Annotated in this window: 15 protein-coding genes and 1 pseudogene; 13 read left to right on the top strand and 3 right to left on the bottom strand. The window is 62.2% G+C overall.

Going from position 1 to position 18,442, the window contains the following annotated elements; translation table 11 throughout:
* Window positions 1-310 precede the first annotated feature (310 nt).
* From NKH71_RS24855 to NKH71_RS24830, 6 genes and pseudogenes are all read left to right on the top strand, one after another.
* Window positions 311-2,107 carry an acyl-CoA dehydrogenase gene (locus NKH71_RS24855; RefSeq protein ID WP_352482491.1) on the top strand — a complete coding sequence of 599 codons (1,797 nt, stop codon included), beginning with the start codon at window positions 311-313 and terminating at the stop codon, window positions 2,105-2,107.
* A gap of 114 nt (window positions 2,108-2,221) precedes the next feature.
* Window positions 2,222-3,390: pseudogene (locus tag NKH71_RS24850) on the top strand (acyl-CoA dehydrogenase family protein).
* 31 nt (window positions 3,391-3,421) lie between these two features.
* Window positions 3,422-4,630, top strand: a complete 1,209-nt coding sequence (locus NKH71_RS24845) for an acetyl-CoA C-acetyltransferase (protein WP_352482490.1) — start codon at window positions 3,422-3,424, stop codon at window positions 4,628-4,630.
* Window positions 4,631-4,642: 12 nt separating this feature from the next.
* A complete protein-coding gene (locus NKH71_RS24840) occupies window positions 4,643-6,862 on the top strand; it encodes a 3-hydroxyacyl-CoA dehydrogenase NAD-binding domain-containing protein (protein ID WP_352482489.1) in 2,220 nt (739 codons plus the stop codon).
* An 81-nt stretch (window positions 6,863-6,943) separates the two neighbouring features.
* Complete coding sequence (locus NKH71_RS24835) at window positions 6,944-7,588, top strand: S24 family peptidase (protein ID WP_023719508.1); 645 nt, start codon at window positions 6,944-6,946, stop codon at window positions 7,586-7,588.
* Between the two features lie 11 nt (window positions 7,589-7,599).
* A complete protein-coding gene (locus NKH71_RS24830) occupies window positions 7,600-8,436 on the top strand; it encodes a thermonuclease family protein (RefSeq protein ID WP_352493783.1) in 837 nt (278 codons plus the stop codon).
* Here the strand turns inward: NKH71_RS24830 and NKH71_RS24825 are convergent.
* Window positions 8,399-10,054, bottom strand: coding sequence for a lysine--tRNA ligase (locus NKH71_RS24825; RefSeq protein WP_352482488.1), 1,656 nt, complete (start codon window positions 10,052-10,054; stop codon window positions 8,399-8,401). The two genes, NKH71_RS24830 and NKH71_RS24825, sit on opposite strands and share 38 nt — an antisense overlap.
* A 247-nt stretch (window positions 10,055-10,301) precedes the next feature.
* On the opposite strand from NKH71_RS24825, the gene NKH71_RS24820 reads away from it, so the two are divergent.
* Entirely contained in the window at window positions 10,302-10,712 is a 411-nt protein-coding gene (locus NKH71_RS24820; protein ID WP_023719505.1) for a tellurite resistance TerB family protein, read from the top strand.
* A 14-nt stretch (window positions 10,713-10,726) separates the two neighbouring features.
* Here NKH71_RS24820 and NKH71_RS24815 read toward each other — a convergent pair whose 3' ends face one another.
* Complete coding sequence (locus NKH71_RS24815) at window positions 10,727-11,578, bottom strand: ABC transporter substrate-binding protein (protein WP_352482486.1); 852 nt, start codon at window positions 11,576-11,578, stop codon at window positions 10,727-10,729.
* A 271-nt stretch (window positions 11,579-11,849) separates the two neighbouring features.
* Between NKH71_RS24815 and NKH71_RS24810 the strand changes: the two genes are divergently transcribed.
* The 3 genes from NKH71_RS24810 (at window position 11,850) to NKH71_RS24800 (ending at window position 14,081) form a co-directional block, all read left to right on the top strand.
* The gene (locus NKH71_RS24810) at window positions 11,850-12,581 is read left to right on the top strand and encodes a helix-turn-helix transcriptional regulator (RefSeq protein ID WP_352482485.1); all 732 of its coding nucleotides are present in this window, start codon (window positions 11,850-11,852) and stop codon (window positions 12,579-12,581) included.
* A 97-nt stretch (window positions 12,582-12,678) separates the two neighbouring features.
* Window positions 12,679-13,317, top strand: coding sequence for an acyl-homoserine-lactone synthase (locus NKH71_RS24805; protein WP_023719502.1), 639 nt, complete (start codon window positions 12,679-12,681; stop codon window positions 13,315-13,317).
* Between the two features lie 14 nt (window positions 13,318-13,331).
* Window positions 13,332-14,081: an enoyl-CoA hydratase-related protein gene (locus NKH71_RS24800; protein ID WP_023719501.1), complete on the top strand. Its 750-nt coding sequence runs from the start codon at window positions 13,332-13,334 to the stop codon at window positions 14,079-14,081.
* Between the two features lie 24 nt (window positions 14,082-14,105).
* Here the strand turns inward: NKH71_RS24800 and ppk2 are convergent, their stop codons facing one another.
* Window positions 14,106-15,008: a polyphosphate kinase 2 gene (ppk2, locus tag NKH71_RS24795; protein WP_352482484.1), complete on the bottom strand. Its 903-nt coding sequence runs from the start codon at window positions 15,006-15,008 to the stop codon at window positions 14,106-14,108.
* 109 nt (window positions 15,009-15,117) lie between these two features.
* On the opposite strand from ppk2, the gene NKH71_RS24790 reads away from it, so the two are divergent.
* From NKH71_RS24790 to NKH71_RS24780, 3 genes are all read left to right on the top strand, one after another.
* Complete coding sequence (locus NKH71_RS24790; protein ID WP_352493784.1) at window positions 15,118-16,383, top strand: ATP-binding protein; 1,266 nt, start codon at window positions 15,118-15,120, stop codon at window positions 16,381-16,383.
* Between the two features lie 113 nt (window positions 16,384-16,496).
* Window positions 16,497-17,222: a phosphate signaling complex protein PhoU gene (phoU, locus tag NKH71_RS24785; RefSeq protein WP_023719498.1), complete on the top strand. Its 726-nt coding sequence runs from the start codon at window positions 16,497-16,499 to the stop codon at window positions 17,220-17,222.
* Window positions 17,223-17,414: 192 nt separating this feature from the next.
* Window positions 17,415-18,422 carry a magnesium and cobalt transport protein CorA gene (locus NKH71_RS24780; RefSeq protein ID WP_023677347.1) on the top strand — a complete coding sequence of 336 codons (1,008 nt, stop codon included), beginning with the start codon at window positions 17,415-17,417 and terminating at the stop codon, window positions 18,420-18,422.
* Window positions 18,423-18,442: the final 20 nt, after the last annotated feature.

Genomic DNA, 18,442 nt, shown 5'->3' with positions numbered 1-18,442 from the left:
GTGGCCTTCTTGGTCCCCGGCCCGCCAAAGGCTCCCCGCCCGCGGGCCGCCCCCGCCCCGGGGGGCGCCAAAAAAAACCCCCCCCATTTCCGCCCCAAGCCCCCCCCCGCGGCTTCCCCCCCCCGGTTCTTCGTCGTTACCGTCCTTCGCCGTTTGCCGTCTTGGCGCGCGGGAGAAAATTTGCCCCATCGCAGAATTGACGTTTACGCAAACGTCAATATTTGTTATCTCGACCGCAACGTTGGTCCGTCTGCCATCCTCATATGCTGAGGCTGATTTCGGGGCCAAGACCGCATGGTGGAGGAAACGCATGCCGATCTACAGAGCGCCGATCCGGGACACGCTGTTCGTGCTGAACGAGGTGCTGGGCTATCAGCGCTATTCCAATCTTCCCGGATTTTCCGACGCGACGCCGGATGTGCTCGAGGCCATCCTTGCCGAGGGCGCGAAGCTCGCCGAAAACGTCATGCAGCCGCTCAACCGTGTCGGCGACGTGGAAGGTTGTGTGCGCCATGTCGACGGGTCGGTGACGACGCCAAAAGGCTTCAAGGAAGCCTTCGACCAGTATCGCGAAGGTGGCTGGATGGGGCTCGCCGCACCTGTCGAGTTTGGCGGGCAAGGCTTGCCCTATGCAGTGCATACTGCGGTTGCCGAATATATGGTGTCGGCCAATATGTCGCTGATGATGTATGCCGGACTGACGCAAGGTGCGATCGCTGCGATCATCACCCATGGCACCAAAGAGCAGAAGGCGACATGGTTGCCGAAGCTGGTCGAGGGCGCCTGGACCGGCACCATGAACCTGACCGAGCCGCACTGCGGAACCGATCTCGGCTTGCTGCGCACCAAGGCCGTTCCAAATGGCGACGGCACCTATAGGATCTCCGGCCAGAAGATATTCATCTCGGCCGGCGAGCATGACATGTCGGGAAACATCGTCCACCTCGTGCTGGCCCGTATCGAGGGCGCGCCGGATGGCGTGAAGGGCATCTCGCTGTTCATCGTGCCGAAGCTCAAGCTCGATGCATCAGGCAATCCGGGCGAGAAGAACACCGTCTCCTGTGGCTCGATCGAGGAGAAGATGGGTATCCATGGCAATTCGACCTGCGTCATGAATTACGACGACGCTGAAGGCACACTGCTCGGCGAGGCCAATGGCGGGCTGAAAGCCATGTTCACCATGATGAATGAGGCGCGGCTTGGCGTCGGCCTGCAGGGGCTCTCGCTGTCGGAAGTTGCCTACCAGAATGCGGTTTCCTACGCCAAGGATCGCCTGCAGGGCCGCTCGCTGTCGGGGCCGAAAGAACCGGACAGGAAGGCCGATCCGATCATCGTCCATCCGGACATCCGCCGCAGCCTGATGACCATGAAAGCTTTCAACGAGGCCGGTCGGGCGCTGGCGCTGTGGACGGCGATCAAGTCCGACATCGCTCACCGCTCCGGTGACGACAAGGACCGCCAGGCCGCCGACGACTACACCGGGCTGATGACGCCGGTGGTCAAGGGCGTGCTCACCGACAAGGGTTTCGATCATGCGGTAATGGCGCAGCAGGTGTTCGGAGGCCACGGCTATATAGAAGAGCACGGCATGAGCCAGTTCGTCCGCGATGCCCGCATCGCCATGATCTATGAGGGTGCCAACGGCATCCAGGCACTCGACCTCGTCGGCCGCAAGCTGGCCTTGAATGGCGGTCGCGCGGTGCAGGCGTTCTTTAGGGAAGTCGGCGAGTTCTGCGAGGAGAACCGCACCGACGAGAAGATGGCGCCCTTCACCAAGGCGCTGAAGAAGAGCCTCAACGATCTGCAGGCGGCGACGATGTGGCTGATGCAGAACGGCATGGCCAAGCCCGACAATGCCGGTGCCGCCTCGACCGACTACATGCATCTCTTCGGCCTGGTGGCGCTGGGCTATATGTGGGCGCAGATGGCCAGGGTGGCCGCAGCGAAATTGGCGAATGGCGCCGACGGCGCTTCGTCTTTCTACGACAACAAGCTGGTGACGGCGCGCTTCTTCGTGGAGCGGATCATGCCGGAGACGGCGGCGCACCTTGCCCGCATCTCCAGCGGCGCCGACACATTGATGGCGCTGCCGGCCGAAGCGTTCTAGGCTCCCCTCTTCCTCGCGAGGAGGGTGGCCGCGAATCGGCCGGGAGAGGGCGCCACGGCAGCGCGCCAGCCTCAATTCTGGCGGCGTGCTTGGAAGGAGGATCAGAGAATAAACATGACCAGTCCCGCCGAAATCCTTGGCCTTCCAAAACCCGCCTGGGCGGCGGACGAGGTCGGCATGCTTTATGACATGGCGCACCGCTTCATGTCGGAAGAGATCGCGCCGCGTTACGACGAGTTCGAGAAGAACGAGATGGTCGACCGCGAAAGCTGGCTGAAGGCGGGTGCGGCCGGCCTGCTCTGCGCCTCGATGCCGGAGGAATATGGCGGCTCGGGCGGCAGCTTCGCGCATGAGAGCGCCATCATCGAGGCGATCGCCCATGTCGGCGTCGACGGGTTCGGCATTGGCCTGCACAATTCGATCGTCGCCCCCTACATCCTCCATTACGGCTCGGACGAGCAGAAGAAGAAATGGCTGCCGAGGCTGGCGACCGGCGAACTGATCGGCGCCATCGCCATGACCGAGCCGGGTGCGGGCTCCGACCTGCAGGGCGTCAAGACGCGCGCCGAAAAGGACGGCAACCAGTACAAGCTCAACGGCTCGAAGACCTTTATCACCAACGGCCAGCTCGCTAACTTCATCATCGTCGTCACCAAGACCGATCCGCAGAAAGGTGCCAAGGGCATCTCGCTGATCGTCGTCGAGACCGACGAGGTGGAGGGCTTCGAGCGCGGCCGCAACCTCGACAAGATCGGCCTCAAGGCCAACGACACGTCGGAACTGTTCTTCAACGACGTGCGTGTGCCGACCTCGAACCTGCTTGGCAACGAGGAAGGCCAGGGCTTCGTCCAGCTGATGCAGCAATTGCCGCAGGAGCGGCTGCAGATCGGCACCACTGCTATCGCCATGGTCGAGCGGGCGCTGGCTCTTACCATCACTACGTCAAGGAGCGCAAGGCCTTCGGCAAGGCCATCATCGAATTCCAGAACACCCAGTTCAAGCTGGCCGAATTGAAGACCGAGGCGACCATTGGGCGCGTCTTCTATAATGACTGCGTTGCCCGCCACATTAACGGCGGCCTCGACCCGGTGACGGCCTCGATGGCCAAATACTGGCTGTCAGACCTGCAGGGAAAAGTCGTCGACGAATGCCTTCAATTGCATGGCGGCTATGGCTACATGAATGAATATCCGATTGCGCGCATGTTCCGCGACGCCCGCGTCCAGCGCATCTACGGCGGAACCAACGAGATCATGAAATTGCTGATCGGGCGCTCTCTCTGAGCGACTTTCAGCAAACCCAAGGAGCAGGAAAATGGCCGAAGCTTACGTCTATGATGCCGTGCGCACGCCGCGCGGCAGGGGCAAGAAGGATGGCTCGCTGCACGAAGTGCCGGCGGTGCGGCTCGGCGCCAAGGTGCTCGAGGCGATCCGCGACCGCAACGGGCTGGACACCGGCACCGTCGACGACATCATCTTCGGCTGTGTCGATCCGGTTGGCGAGGCGGGTGCAGTCATTCCACGTGCCGCTGCTTTCGAGGCCGGCTACGACACCAAGGCGCCTGGCATGCAGATATCGCGCTTCTGCGCCTCGGGCCTCGACGCCATCAATTTCGGCGCCGCCAAGATCGCGCAAGGCGCCGACGAGATCGTGATTGCCGGTGGCGTCGAATCGATGTCGCGGGTCGGCATGGGCGCCTCCAGCGGCGCCTGGTTCATGGATCCTTCGGTCGGCCTGCCCGGCTGGTTCGTGCCGCAAGGCATATCGGCCGACCTGATCGCCACCAAATACGGGTTTTCGCGCGACGACGTCGATGCCTACGCGGTCGAAAGCCAGAAGCGTGCCGCCAAGGCGTGGGGCGAGGGCCGCTTCAAGAATTCGGTGATCTCGGTCAAGGACCAGAACGGCCTGACCATTCTCGATCACGACGAGCACATGCGGCCTTCGACCGACATGCAGTCGCTGGCCGCGCTCAACCCGTCCTTCGTCATGCCCGGCGAAATGGGCGGCTTCGACGCTGTCGCGGTGCAGAAGCATCCCGAGGTGGAAGAGGTCAACCACGTCCACCATGCCGGAAATTCGTCCGGCATCGTCGATGGCGCGGCGGCCGTGCTGCTCGGCTCGAAAAAGGCGGGAAAGACGCTCGACCTCAAGCCGCGCGCGCGTATCCGCGCCTTTGCCAACATCGGCTCCGAACCGGTGCTGATGCTGACCGGTCCGGTCGACGTCACCGAAAAGCTGTTGAGGCGGGCGAAGATGAAGCTGTCGGACATCGACCTGTTCGAGCTTAACGAGGCCTTCGCTTCGGTGGTGCTGCGCTACATGCAGGCTTTCGACATTCCTCATGACCGGATCAACGTCAATGGCGGCGCCATCGCCATGGGCCATCCGCTGGGCGCCACCGGTGCGATGATCTTCGGTACGGTGCTGGACGAATTGGAACGCCGCGACCTGAACACCGCGCTGGTGACGCTTTGCATCGGCGCCGGCATGGGCACCGCAACGATCATCGAACGCGTCTGACGGAGAGAGATGATGAGCTATACCAATTTCACCCTCGACACCGACGCCGACGGCATTGCTTTGGTCACCTGGGACATGCCGGACCGTTCGATGAACGTCTTCACCCAAGAGGTGATGCTCGAGCTGAACGTCATCGTCGACAAGGTGGCGACCGATGCAGCGATCAAGGCGGCGGTCATTACCTCCGGCAAGGATACGTTCTCGGGCGGCGCCGACATCACCATGCTGCAGAAGATGCTGGCGACCTTCGCCGCCGACAAGGCAAAGGACCCAGAGAAGGCGACCAAGGCGCTGTTCGACAATGCGGGCTATATGAACGGCCTGTTCCGTAAGCTGGAAACCTCGGGTAAGCCGTGGGTTTCGGCGATCAACGGCACCTGCATGGGCGGCGCGTTCGAATTGTCGCTCGCCTGCCATGGCCGTGTCGCGGCCGATTCAGACAAAGTGAGGATGGCACTTCCCGAAGTGAAGATCGGCATTTTCCCCGGCGCCGGCGGAACCCAGCGCGTGCCGCGGCTGACCGACCAGCAGCAGGCGCTGCAAATGCTGACCTCCGGCCAGACGCTGTCGCCGCAGAAGGCCAAGTCGATGGGCCTGATCCATGAGATTGCCGAGCCGGACAAGCTGGTCGAAACCGCCAAGGCGATGATCAGGAACGGCTTGAAACCGGTGGCGCCCTGGGACGAAAAAGGCTTCAAGCTGCCCGGCGCTCCGATCTATTCGGTGGCCGGTGCCAATCTGTGGCCGCCGGCCATCGCCATCCTGCGCCGCGAGACCTATGGCAACTATCCCGCCGCTGCCGCCATCCTGAAATGCGTTTACGAGGGCTTGCTGGTGCCGTTCGACACCGCCTTGCGGATCGAGCAGCGCTACTTCACCGAGATCATGCAGACCAGAGAAGCGGCAGCGATGATCCGCTCGTTGTTCGTGTCGCTCCAGGAACTGAACAAGGGCGCGCGCCGCCCGGCCGGTGTGCCGGGAACGAGGTTTAAGAAGATCGGCGTGCTCGGCGCCGGCTTCATGGGCGCCGGCATTGCCTATGTGACGGCCAAGGCGGGCATTCCGGTGGTGCTGCTCGACCGTGACATGGAGTCTGCCGCCAAGGGCAAGGCGCATTCCGACAACCTTATCTCGGATCAGGTGAAGAAGGGCCGTGCCAAGCCACAGGACAAGGACCAGTTGCTGACGCTGATCACGCCGACGGCCGATTACGCCGATCTCGCCGGCTGCGATCTTGTCGTCGAGGCGGTATTCGAGGATTCGGCCGTAAAGAAGGGCGCCACCGAACAGGCCGAGGCTGTGCTCAAGCCTTCGGCGACCTTCGCCTCGAATACGTCCACCATACCGATTACATCGCTGGCCAGGAATTCGGCGCGGCCAAAGAATTTCATCGGCATCCACTTCTTCTCGCCGGTCGACAAGATGATGCTGGTCGAGATCATCCTCGGCAAGAAGACCGGCGACAAAGCGCTGGCCACCGCGATCGACTTTGTCCGCGCCATCAAGAAAACCCCGATTGTCGTCAACGATACGCGCGGTTTCTATGTCAATCGCTGCGTACTGCGCTACATGTCGGAAGCCTACAAGATGCTGATCGAAGGTGTTCCGGCGCCGATGATCGAGAATGCGGCGAAAGCCGCCGGCATGCCGGTCGGTCCTCTGGCGTTGACCGACGAGACCGCGATCGACCTTGCCCAGAAGATCATGAAGCAGACGATGCGCGATCTCGGCGACAAGGCGGTCGACCCGAAGCAGATGGCGCTGATCAGCACGATGGTCGACACACACGGTCGCTTGGGTCGCAAGAACAGCAAGGGCTTCTACGACTATCCGGCAAAACCTGCCAAGAAGAAGCTGTGGCCAGGCCTCAGGGACCTCTACCCGCAACTGGCGCCGGAGAGGGTCGATTATGAGGAGCTGAAGCAGCGGCTGCTGGTCACCATCGCGCTTGAGGCGGCACGGGTGATGGAGGAGGGCATCGTTACCGATCCACGCGAGGCCGATGTCGGCTCGATCCTGGCCTTCGGCTTCGCGCCCTACACAGGCGGTGCACTGTCCTACATCGACGGCATCGGCGCGAAGAAATTCGTCAAGATCGCCAAGCGCCTGCAGAAGAAATACGGCGCCGAGTTCAGGGCGCCGAAGCTGCTGCTCGACATGGCCGAGAAGGGCGAGACCTTCTATGAGCGTTTCGATCCGTATGACAGGAACGAGGCCAAGGAGGCAGCGTGACGCCGTCTTCGGCGGTGGACAAGATGGCGGCCAAGAGGTAGAACAGGGAAGGTATTTTTTCCTGTTTCGAAGGAGAGCAAGGTGCTCTCGCATGACCGCGTTTGGGCCGCCATCGACGCTCTCGCCGAGCGTTATTCGCTTTCGGCCTCCGGGCTGGCCAGGCGCGCTGGCCTCGACTCGACGGCCTTCAACAAATCGAAGCGGCTGTCCTCGGATGGGCGGCCGCGCTGGCCGTCGACCGAATCGCTGGCCAAGATCATCGAGGCGACCGGCGCCTCGCTGGATGAATTTGCGGGGCTGGTCGAAGGCCGGGGTAATTCCGGCGCACTGCCCGTGCAGAAATCGTCGGTGCCGCTGCTCGGCTTCGCCCAGGCGGGCGCCGGTGGCTTCTTCGACGACGCCGGGTTTCCGGCGGGGCAGGGATGGGACCTGATCGAGCTGCCGGCACGGGCAACCGAAACCTCCTATGCGTTGAAGGTCCAGGGCGATTCCATGCTGCCGCTTTACCGCAATGGCGATGTCCTGATCGTCGAGCCGGGGGCTATCATACGAAAGGGCGATCGCGTCGTCGTCAAGACCAATGCCGGCGAGGTGATGGCCAAGGTGCTCGACCGCCAGACACCGAAGTCGATCGCGCTGGTCTCCCTCAATCCCGATCATCCGGACCGCGACATCCCCATGCGTGATGTCGAATGGGTGGCGCGGATTGTCTGGGCAAGCCAGTAGGCGCGGGGCCGGTGCGTCTGCCTCACCTTGCCTTGGCCGTTCTGGCGATTCCGGCGATGGCCACGGCAATTGTCGCTGGCGGCCGCGCCGTCCAGAACCAAAGCGGCGGCCCTGGCGAGCAAATTCAGGTCAGCGCTGAACCCCAGCCCGCCGCGCCGGCTACGTCGGCCATCTCGAAACCAGAGGCGGCCAAGCAGGCTACGCATTCAAGGGCAATCGATCCGGAAATCGTGGTGCCGCCGCAGCTCGGTTCCGACGAGCTTGAACGGATTGAGCCGCGCGCACCGTTGAGCGATCTGGCATTGGCCGGACTGCCCAGGCCGCCAAAAACGAAAATGCCTGACGACTGGAAAGGCACGAAACTGTTCCAGCCGGTCGCGCCGGCCGCCGGGGTCATCGAGGCAAAGGGCTATTCGATTGCGGTTTCCGGCATCGACATCGTCAAGCAGGACGAGACTTGCACCGACGGCGGCAAGTCTTGGAGTTGCGGCATCCGGGCGCGAACTGCCTTCCGCGCTTTTCTGCGCGGTCGTGCGGTGGTCTGTGCCGTGCCGCCCGAAGGCGGCCGTGACCTGATCGCCGCCGAGTGCCGGATCGGCAATCAGGATATCGGCCAATGGTTGGTCGAAAACGGCTGGGCGCGCGCCGCCAAGGGCGGCGCTTACATAGAAGCCGGCGAGAAGGCGCGTGCAGCGAAAAAGGGCGTCTTCGGGCCGGCGCCGAGCGTCTCAGGCCTGCCGCCGCTCCCGGCTGCGTCGCGATCCGCGCCTGTGGCGCCGGGCTCGATCCTGGAGGAGCAGGACGGCGTCCTCAAGCCGCCAGCTGACCAGCAAGCGCCCGTCGAATGAGCTCACGCGTTTCGGCAATGCCGTAGAGTGCGGCGAAGGAACCGAAGCGCGGCCCGCGTTCCTGACCTATCAGCACCTGATAAATCATCTGGAAGAAGGCGACGGAGACGCCGGGTCCACCCTCAGGGCTCTGCTTGGAACGATCCTGGTAGCGCTCGATCTTGCGCGCGACATTGAGGGCGGCGTTCTGGATCGCCTCGCCGGCGGCGTCAGCGGGCAGCGCGGCGAGCGCTTCCGAAAGTTTGGTCAGCGCCTCGCGCTCGACCGCGTCGGCGGCACGGTACACCTTAGCCGGCTTCACGAAATCGTCGAAATAGCGGATCGCATATTCGGTCAGCCGGTCGAGTTCGGGGTGAGTTGCCGGCGTCACACCCGGTGCGTGGCGCGAAATGAAGCCCCACAGCACGTCCCTGTTCTGCGCATTCGAGGCGCTGACCAGGTTGAGCAGCAGCGCGAACGACACCGGCAGGTCGATGATAGGCGGATTGCCGTCATGCATGTGCCAGACCGGATTGCCCAGCCGTTCTTTCCAATCCTGCTTCTGATAAGCAGAGAGGAACGTGTAATATTCGTCTACCGCCTTCGGGATGACGTCGAAATAAAGCTTCTTCGCGGTTCGCGGGCGCTGGAACATATAAAGGCTAAGGCTCTCGGTCGGCGCATAAGTCAGCCACTCGTCGATGGTTAGCCCATTGCCCTTCGACTTCGAGATCTTCTGGCCGTGCTCGTCGAGGAACAGCTCATAATTGAAGCCCTCCGGCGCTGGAGCATCGAGCGCACGGCAAATCTGCCCGGCGAGCTTGACGGAATCGATCAGATCCTTGCCGGACATCTCGTAATCGACGCCGAGTGCTGCCCAGCGCATCGCCCAGTCTGGCTTCCATTGCAGCTTGGCATGACCGCCGGTCACCGGCGTCTCGAAGCGCTCGCCGGTGTCCGGGTCGCGCCACACGATGGTGCCGGCGTCGAGCTTGCGCTCATCGATCGCGACTTGCATGACGATGCCGGTCTTGGGATGGATCGGCAGGAAGGGCGAATAGCTCTGCGCCCGCTCTTCACGCAGCGACGGCAGCATAATTGCCATCACCTTATCGAAGCGCTCGAGCATCTTGAGCAGCGTCGCGTCGAAGCGGCCGGAAGTATAATAGTCGGTCGAGGAAGCGAATTCGTAATCGAAGCCGAAACGGTCGAGGAAGGCGCGCAACCGTGCGTTATTGGCGGCGCCGAAGGACGGATACTCATTGGAGAAAGGGTCCGGTATCCTGGTCAGCGGCTTGCCGAGATACGCGCGCAGCATGTCCTTGTTAGGCACATTGTCCGGCACCTTGCGCAATCCGTCCATGTCATCGGAGAAGCACAGCAGCCGCGTCTTGACCTTGTCTTCGGTCAGCACGCGGAAGGCGTGGCACACCATAGATGTGCGCGCCACCTCGCCGAAAGTGCCGATATGCGGCAGCCCCGACGGGCCGTAGCCGGTCTCGAACAGCACCGTTTCCGGGTAGCCGCTGCTCGCGTAGCGGGCGACGATCTTTTTCGCTTCCTCGAACGGCCACGCCTTGCTTTCGGCGGCCGCGGTGAGGACTTCCGGGCTGAGATCGATCGGCTGTTGTCCGGCCATGATGCTATTTCCTGCAGCTTTGCCGGCATCCGTGCCGGCAGCCGCATGCTCTAGACTATGATCCCGAAAAGTGGAACCCGGTTTCCGGGCAGGACCGTGATCAGGCAAGAAGATATGAGCCCCGTCCCATTTAATCGGTATGGATCAGGCTTCAGGGCCTGACCGGAGCGTCAACGATCGCGGCTCTTTTTCCTTGCGGCGCCGGTCCCTCGTTCCTAACTTCGGGACCCGTCTCAAGGAGTTGTAAATGCCATTGTCGCCACACGAAGCCATGATCTACCTGATGGTCATCACCTCGGCGTCAGACCGCGACATGACCGATGTCGAACTGGCGCGGATCGGCGACGTCGTTCGATCCTGGCCGGTGTTTGAGGATTTCAATCAGGAGCGGCTGGTCGAGGTCGCCCAGGCCTGCCAGAAAATGCTGCAAGAAAAGGACGGGCTGGAGGGCGTCCTGGCGCGCGTCGCCGAGGCGCTGCCCGACCGCCTGCGTGACACCGCCTATGCCGCTGCCTTCGAGGTCGCGGCCGTCGATCTCGAAATGCGACTGGAGGAGGTGCGCGTGCTGCAGCTCGTCCGCCGGGAACTCGACCTCGATGCGCTGACGGTCGCCGCCATCGCGCGAGCCGCCAAGGCCCGCCTTCGCACGCTGACCTGAGCCAGCAGCCAAGCTCAGAAAAAGCTGACCGGAAAATAGCGCAGATAGAACTCGGCGAACGTGCCTTTCACCGAAATTTCCTGCAGCGCATAGTCGAAAGCGGCGGCCAGGGCCGGATCGTCGGCCCTGGTGGCGATCGCCATGCCCGAGCCGAGATATTCGGGCGCCAGATAGGGGCCGCCGGCAAAGCGGCAGCAGCCCGCCGCATCCGAACCGCCGAGCCAGAACGCAAAACGCATGCCATCGCCGAAGGCGGCGTCGATCTTGCCGGCTTTCAGCTCGCCATAAAGCTCCTCCGGCTTTGCGAAGGGGACGATTTGGACGTCGCCGAAATAATCGCGCAGCATCCGCTCATGCCCGGAGCCGGCGATCACGCCGACACGCTTGCTGCGCAGCTTGTCGAACATTGGTTCCGTCAGCGCCTGTGTCTTCGGCACGACGAAGCGTGCCGGAAATTGCAGGTAGGAGCGTGAAAACGCGTATTTCGACCGCGATTCCGGCGTGGCGGCGATTCCGGCAATGATCGCTTCGCCTTCGCCTTTCCGCAGCGCGCCTTCGAGCTCGGCCCAGGGCAGCGCCTGGATCTGGCATTTTTCGGCAATGCCGAGCTCGGCGCAGATGGCGCGCGCCAGGTCCACATGGAAGCCGGACAGTCGGCCTGCCCCGTCGAGAAAGTTGAAGGGCGGGAAATCGGTGGTGGTCAGGAATCGCAGCCGCGGCAGCATCGAAAGGTCCGGCTTTGGCAGCCGCACCTTGGCGTCCCAAAACACCGGCACCTGCGGCTCCGCAGCGCGCGCAGCACCCGCAAGCGATTGCACTCCGATCAGCATCGAGATCAATGAAATGGATATGCACCGAAACGCCACGCGACGACTCCGTCCAGTCTTGCCCCGGCTTTCGTACGAAATAACACAGGTTCTTGTACGAAAATAACTCAGGCACAACGGTTTTTGGTTTCATCATGGCAATTTAGGGATATTGTTTAGTGAGTTTGCAAGTGACTGTATGATGCCGGCTCAAGAGGAGCGGTGGGGCGTACAGAGGGAGCAGCTTTGCAGTCCGGGGTTGATGGCGTAGTGCGGGTTGATCACTGCCATTGGTCTCAAGTGCGGAAGGCAACATGGGGTAGATGTTGCGATGGGTCATTTCGATCGTACCCTGGAGTTGATAGATCAGTTGCAGCACGCCGGCACAGCGGCCGCCGTCTGCGAAAAGCTGCTGGGGGTAACAAGCGGGTTCGGGCTGACGGCGCTGATGGCCGGGACGGTTCCGCAACCTGGAACGCCGAAAAATCAGCAAAAGAACCATGTGCTGCTTTGCGACTGGCCGGCTGAATGGCTTGAGCGCTACGTCGCACGCAACTACGTCGATCACGATCCCGTCGTCAGCCACATGAAGCAGCTTCAGGCGCCGTTCCAGTGGCGGGAAGCGTCTCAGGGCATCCGCATCGGCAAGAGCGGCGGCGAGGTGATGGGCGACGCCGGTGAATTCAAGCTGCGCGACGGGTTGGCCTTCCCGCTGATCACGCTCGATGGCCAGATCGTCATGGTGTCGCTGGGCGGCGAGGCTGTCGAATTGTCGGGCGCCGAGTTCGGGTTGGTCTCGTTGGTCTCGACTTATGCGATTGGCCGCGCCATGCAGCTCCACACCATGGCGGGCAAAACCATCGACCATGTCGAATTGACGCCGCGTGAGCGCGAATGCCTGCAATGGGCCGCCGTTGGCAAGTCCGAATGGGAGATTTCCCAAATTCTCGGCATTTCGGAACACACGTCAGAGAAACACCTTCTTAACGCCAAAAGCAAACTCGGTGCCGTCAACCGGGTCCAAGCCGTCGCGGAAGCGATAAGGCGCGGCTATATTAACTAGGTCGGCCGCGCCGGCCTAGAAATTCTTGCCTACGTGATCGCGTAATTTTCTCGGGGGAGCACGGCCGTATTTTCCTATTGAACCTAGGAGACGGCAAATGCTTTTTTCCCTCACCACCCAGGAATTGATGGAACGCCCAGGCCTTTGGGAGGCAGTTCATCGGTTGCGTTACAAGATTTTCGTCGAGGAGATGGGATGGACCGATCTGCAGCGCCCCGATGGCCTCGAGATCGATCAATTCGACCACGACGAGGCAGTGCACCAGATCGTCATCCGCAATGGCGAGCTCGCCGGTTACCAGCGTATGTTGCCGACGACCCGGGCACATCTTCTAACCGATGTGCTGGCGGACCTTTATGAGGGAACCCCACCGTCGGGGCCGAATGTCTATGAACTGACCCGCTATGCGGTTGCGCCGGGATTCCGCGACGGCCGGCGCGGCGTGTCGACGGTGGGCACCGAACTGATCGCCGGCTTCGTCGAGTGGGGTCTGAAGCGCAACGTCAACCAGGTGATCATCGAATTCGAGCCGATGTGGGTGCTTCGCGCGCTGCAACTGCATTTCCTGGCAACGCCGCTCGGCTATCAGCGGACCTATGGCAACCAGCAGGTCGTTGCCACACTGCTCACCTTCAACGAGCACACGCTCGACGTGGTGCGATCGCGCCGCAATCACTTTGCGCCTGTGCTGGCCAGAGGGTACCCGGACATGCTCGGACAGAGACGCGCCTCGTAAGATTGGAGAGGGCCATGAACGTTCACTCAAAAACAGAATTCCGCAATCACACGCTGATCGTCACCGTATCGTCGGGTGACGGCCGCCCGGTGCTGGACAGGCGGGCCTACGAAAGCCTGGCCAGGACATTCCATGAAGCCGCTGTCGATGACGACGTCCGCGTCGTGGTCCTGCGCGGCCTGGCCGGGTGCTTTTGCCTCGGTGCTGATTTCTCCGAATTTCTCGATGCCACCAAACATCGGCGATTGATCGCCGCCGTCACCGATATGTTCCGCACGCTGGCGACGTTCCCGAAACCGGTGCTTGCCTGTGTCGACGGCGACGCCGTCGGCGTCGGCTGCACCATCCTGTTCCACTGCGACATGGTGATCGCCTCGAGCAAGAGCACGTTCCGGGTGCCGTTCGTCGATTTCGGCCTGGTGCCGGACGCGGCGACCAGCATCCTGGCGCCGCAGAAGCTCGGCTATGCCGGTGCGTTCCGCTTCTTCTGCCTCGGCGACACGCTCGCCGCCGAAGATGCCAGGCAGCTCGGCCTTGTCGGCGAGATCGTGACGGACGTCAGTGTCGAGGAAGCCACGTTGGCCAGAGCCAGGCAGCTCGCCAAGAAGCCAGTCGCGGCACTGCTGCAGACGCGCGACCTGCTTAGGGGGGACACCGGCGCGCTCTGCGACCGCATCGATCAGGAGATCTCGCTTTTCCAGCAGGCGCTGCAGGACGACACCACGCTGAAGCGGCTGCAGCGGATTGCCCGGATGGCGGCATGAGAGCCGTGAATCGATGAGGTGAGCTTATTTTTCGAGGAAAGTCGGCCCTTCGCCGATGATCTTCTTGTCCTCCTTGCCGATGACGTCGAGGTCGCGGCCGTCATAGGGAAGTGACAGGAGAATGCGCTGCATGACCGCCAGCCGTGCGCGCCGTTTGTCGTTCGCCCGCACAATGATCCAGGGCGCGAACTCCTTGTGCGTGCGTTCGACCATCAGGTCGCGCGCCTTGGTGTAGTCGTCCCATTTGGTGATGCCGGCGATGTCGATCGGCGAAAACTTCCAGCTCTTCAGCGGGCTCCAGCGACGGTCATGGAATCGCTCAAGCTGCGTTTCCCTGCCGATGTTCAGCCAGAATTTGAAGAAATAGATGCCCTCGTTGCGGATCATCCGCTCGAAATGCGGAACCTCGTCCAGAAATTGCTCGTGCTGCGCGGGCGTGCAGAATCCCATCACCGGTTCAACGCCGGCGCGGTTGTACCAGGAGCGGTCAAAGGTGACGAATTCGCCCGACGTCGGGAAGTGGTCGACGTAGCGCTGGAAGTACCATTGTCCAAGCTCAGTGGGTGTTGGCTTGGTCAGCGCCACGTTGCGCGCCGTCCGAGGGTTCAGATACTGGCGCAAAACGAAGATCGTGCCGCCCTTGCCGGCGGCGTCGCGTCCCTCGAACAGAGACATCACCCGCTTGCCCGTCGACTGTAGCCACGCCTGCGCCTTGACCAGCTCGATCTGCAGCTGCTCGAGCCTCTCGTCATACCCCTCGCTCTTCATCTTCTTGTCGTAGGGATAGCCGCCGGCGGTCAGCTTGCGGTCCTCGACCCAGTCCGGAAGAGTGGGGGCCTCGATGTCGAACTCCCGCTCCTTGCCGTCGATCATGATCTTCAACGGCCCCGACGAACCTGTAGCGGGGCCTTCCTTGGCGTTTTTCATCGAGACGAACCTTTCCAGCTTCCGGACTCATGCTATTGGGAGCCTCCATGCCGGTCCAGCAGGAAGTTCTTGAGGTGGCCGCAGACGGAGCGCAGGCGACGGAGCGCAAATGGCCGACATCGGCACAGAGCGGAAAGGCAGGGCGCAAGCCGTCGCCATGCGGCTGTGGAACAGCCGCTGGCTGCTGGCGGCCGGCTTCGTTGCAGTTCTGATGGTCTATGGTTTTGCCGGCATATCCGGCTATGTGGTGCTGCTGGCAGGCGCCGTGCTGGTTGCCGCTGCGATGCTGCCGGCCGGCGTCGCGCATCAATCGACCGAAAATGCCGCGGCCATCGAGGCGAGCGGCCTGCAACGGCTTTCCGGCGAATATCTCGCGGCGGCGGTTGCCGATCCGCTGGTCATTTTCGATCGCTCCGCCGCCATCGTCCATGCCAACGCCGCCGCCTTTGCAGCCTTTGGTGGGATTGCCCCCGGCGTATCGCTGTCGCTGAAATTCCGCGCGCCGGAAATGCAGGCCTTGCTGGATAATATCTTGTCGGGCAACGTCGCTTCGGACAGCGTCGACTACATCGAGAAGCTGCCGGTCGAACGAGCTTATCGGGTGAGCGCGTCTTCTGTCGGCCACGCCACGGATCTCTACGTGCTGGTGTTCAAGGACCAGAGCGAGGCGCGCCGGATCGACAGAATGCGCGCCGACTTCATTGCCAATGCCAGCCACGAGTTGCGCACGCCTCTCGCCTCGATCGCTGGCTTCATCGAGACGCTGCGCGGGCCGGCCCGCAACGACCCCGCGGCACGCGAGCAGTTCCTGCAGATCATGCAGAACCAGACCAGCCGCATGGCGCGCCTCATCGACGACCTTCTGTCGCTGTCACGCCTGGAGATGAAGCCCTATCTCAAGCCGGGAACCGAGGTCGATCTGCGCCAGGCCATCGACAGCGTCATCGATTCGCTTGGGCCGCTGGCCAAGGAAAGCGGCGTCGTCATCGAGCGGGATTTCGCGCAAGGGCCGCTCGACGTGCCCGGCGATCGCGACGAGCTTTTCCAGGTTTTTGAAAACCTGCTAGAAAACGCCTGCAAATACGGTCAGTCCGGTGGACGCGTCGTGGTGTCGATCACGCGCGGCGACAGCGATCCCGAGCCGGGCATCGACGTCACCATCAGGGATTTCGGCCCCGGCATCCCCGAAGAACATATCCCGCGCATCACCGAGCGCTTCTACCGCGTCGATGTCGAGAACAGCCGGACCCAAAAGGGCACCGGCCTTGGCCTGTCCATCGTCAAGCATATCCTAACCCGCCACAACGCCAGACTCTCCATCAGGTCGGAGGTCGGCAAGGGCGCGGCGTTCACGGTCCATTTGCCGGCTCGCTGACGCCGTACTATCTACCACATGATGGGCCGTTTCTTTTTTCTGTCATCCGGCTAGCGTATCAGCGGGGATTCGAGCGAACGACTCAACCAGAAGATCCGGGAAGGCATTCGTCCATGCAGTCCGTGCACATCGTCAGCGCCTATGACGAGGAGCTGAAATATCTGTCGAAGCGCATCGCGGCGATGGGCGGGCATGCCGAGCGCATGGTCGAGCAGGCAGTAGCGGCGCTGGTCAATGCGAATCCGGGGCTCGCCCAGAAAGTCATTCGAGACGACCTGGTTCTGGATGAGGGGCAGCGTGAGATCGACGACAAGGCGATCATCATCATCGCCAAGCGCCAGCCGATGGCGACGGATCTGCGCGAGATCGTCGGCGCGATCCGCATCTCGGCGGACCTCGAACGGGTGGGCGACCTCGGCAAGAACATCGCCAAGCGGGTGGTTGCCGTCGCCGACGGGCGCCAGCCGAACAGCCTGTTCCGCGGCCTCGAGGCTTTGGCCAATCTGGCACTGACCCAGCTCAAGGAAGTGCTCGACGTCTACGCGTCGCGGTCGGTGGAGAAAATCGGTTTCGTGCGCGACCGCGACGACCAGATCGATGCCATGTACACCTCGCTGTTTCGCGAGTTGTTGACCTACATGATGGAAGACCCACGCAACATCACGCCCTGCACGCATCTCCTGTTTTGCGCCAAGAACATCGAGCGCATCGGCGACCACGCCACCAACATCGCCGAGACGATCTACTATATCGTCACCGGCGATCAGATGCCGGCCGATCGCCCGAAGGGCGACAAGACGGATAAGATAATTCTTCCCGCAACGCTGCCTGCGAAGTGAGTTCTCGAAACAAAACGTGGTGGCCGCTAGAGTTGCCACTTGGTGGAGTGGCTCTCAAATCCGAAAAGCAGCTCCCCTGCTGCTCGACACTAATGCGAATTTCGGATTCGCCACCTGAGAGCAAATTGCGCTAAGCTTTCGACGCGCCGACTTCTCAGTTCCGCGATGAAAGCCTGCCTTCAGGAGGCTGGGATGGAATATGTCCGCGAGTTTGCTCCCGCGCCGCCGATGTCGGGCATAATCGCTTGCGGCGTCTATACGGCTGGGCGGCGCATCGCCGACATACCGATCGAGGAAGCCGGCGAATGGGCCGGGAAGCCGGGCCATGTCGTCTGGATCGGACTGCTGGAGCCCGACCGCAATTTATTGCTGCGCGTCCAGGCGCAATTCCATCTGCACGAGTTGGCGATCGAGGACGCCGAGCATCCGCACCAACGGCCGAAGATCGAGCAATATGGTGATGCCCTGTTCATCGTTGCCCGCACGGCGCAGCTGATCGACAGCCGTGTCACCTTCGGCGAGACGCATCTGTTCGTCGGCGCTGGCTACATTGTCAGCGTCAGGCATGGCCCGTCGACCTCCTACGCCGCCGTTCGCCAGCACTGGGAAAGCTGTCCGCATTCCCTCGCCAAGGGCGAGGATTTCGTCCTCTACGCCATTCTCGATTTCATCGTCGACAACTACATGCCGGTGCTCGAGCAGATCGAAAACGAGGTCGAGGCGATCGAGGACAAGGTTCTGCTGAAGCCGATGACCGGCTCCGACATCGAGCGGCTTTACATGCTGCGCCGCGATCTCTTGCGCCTGCGTAATGCGGCCCTGCCGCTGGTGGAGGTCTGCCGGCGGCTGACCAGCGCCGATCTGCCGCAAATCCATACAGCCATGCACCCGCTGTTTCGCGACGTCACCGACCACATCCGCACGGTCCAGGAAAAGATCGACAGCCTGCGTGAGGTTCTCGCCTTCGCCTTCGAGGCGAGCCTTCTGGTCGGCCAGAGTCAGGAGACGGCGATCTCCAAGAAGCTTGCCTCATGGGCCGCCATCTTGGCCGTGCCGACAGCATTCGCCGGCATCTACGGCATGAATTTCAGCGACATGCCGGAACTGAGGATGGAATATGGCTACCCGGCCGTACTGGCGGCAATCGCCCTGATCTGCACGTTTCTTTACTGGCGGTTTCGCAAGAATGGGTGGCTTTGAAGAGAGGTGAATAGTGAATA

This window comes from Mesorhizobium sp. M0983 (genome assembly GCF_040318975.1).
Lineage (GTDB): Bacteria > Pseudomonadota > Alphaproteobacteria > Rhizobiales > Rhizobiaceae > Mesorhizobium.
This window is presented reverse-complemented; position numbering and strand designations above follow the sequence as displayed.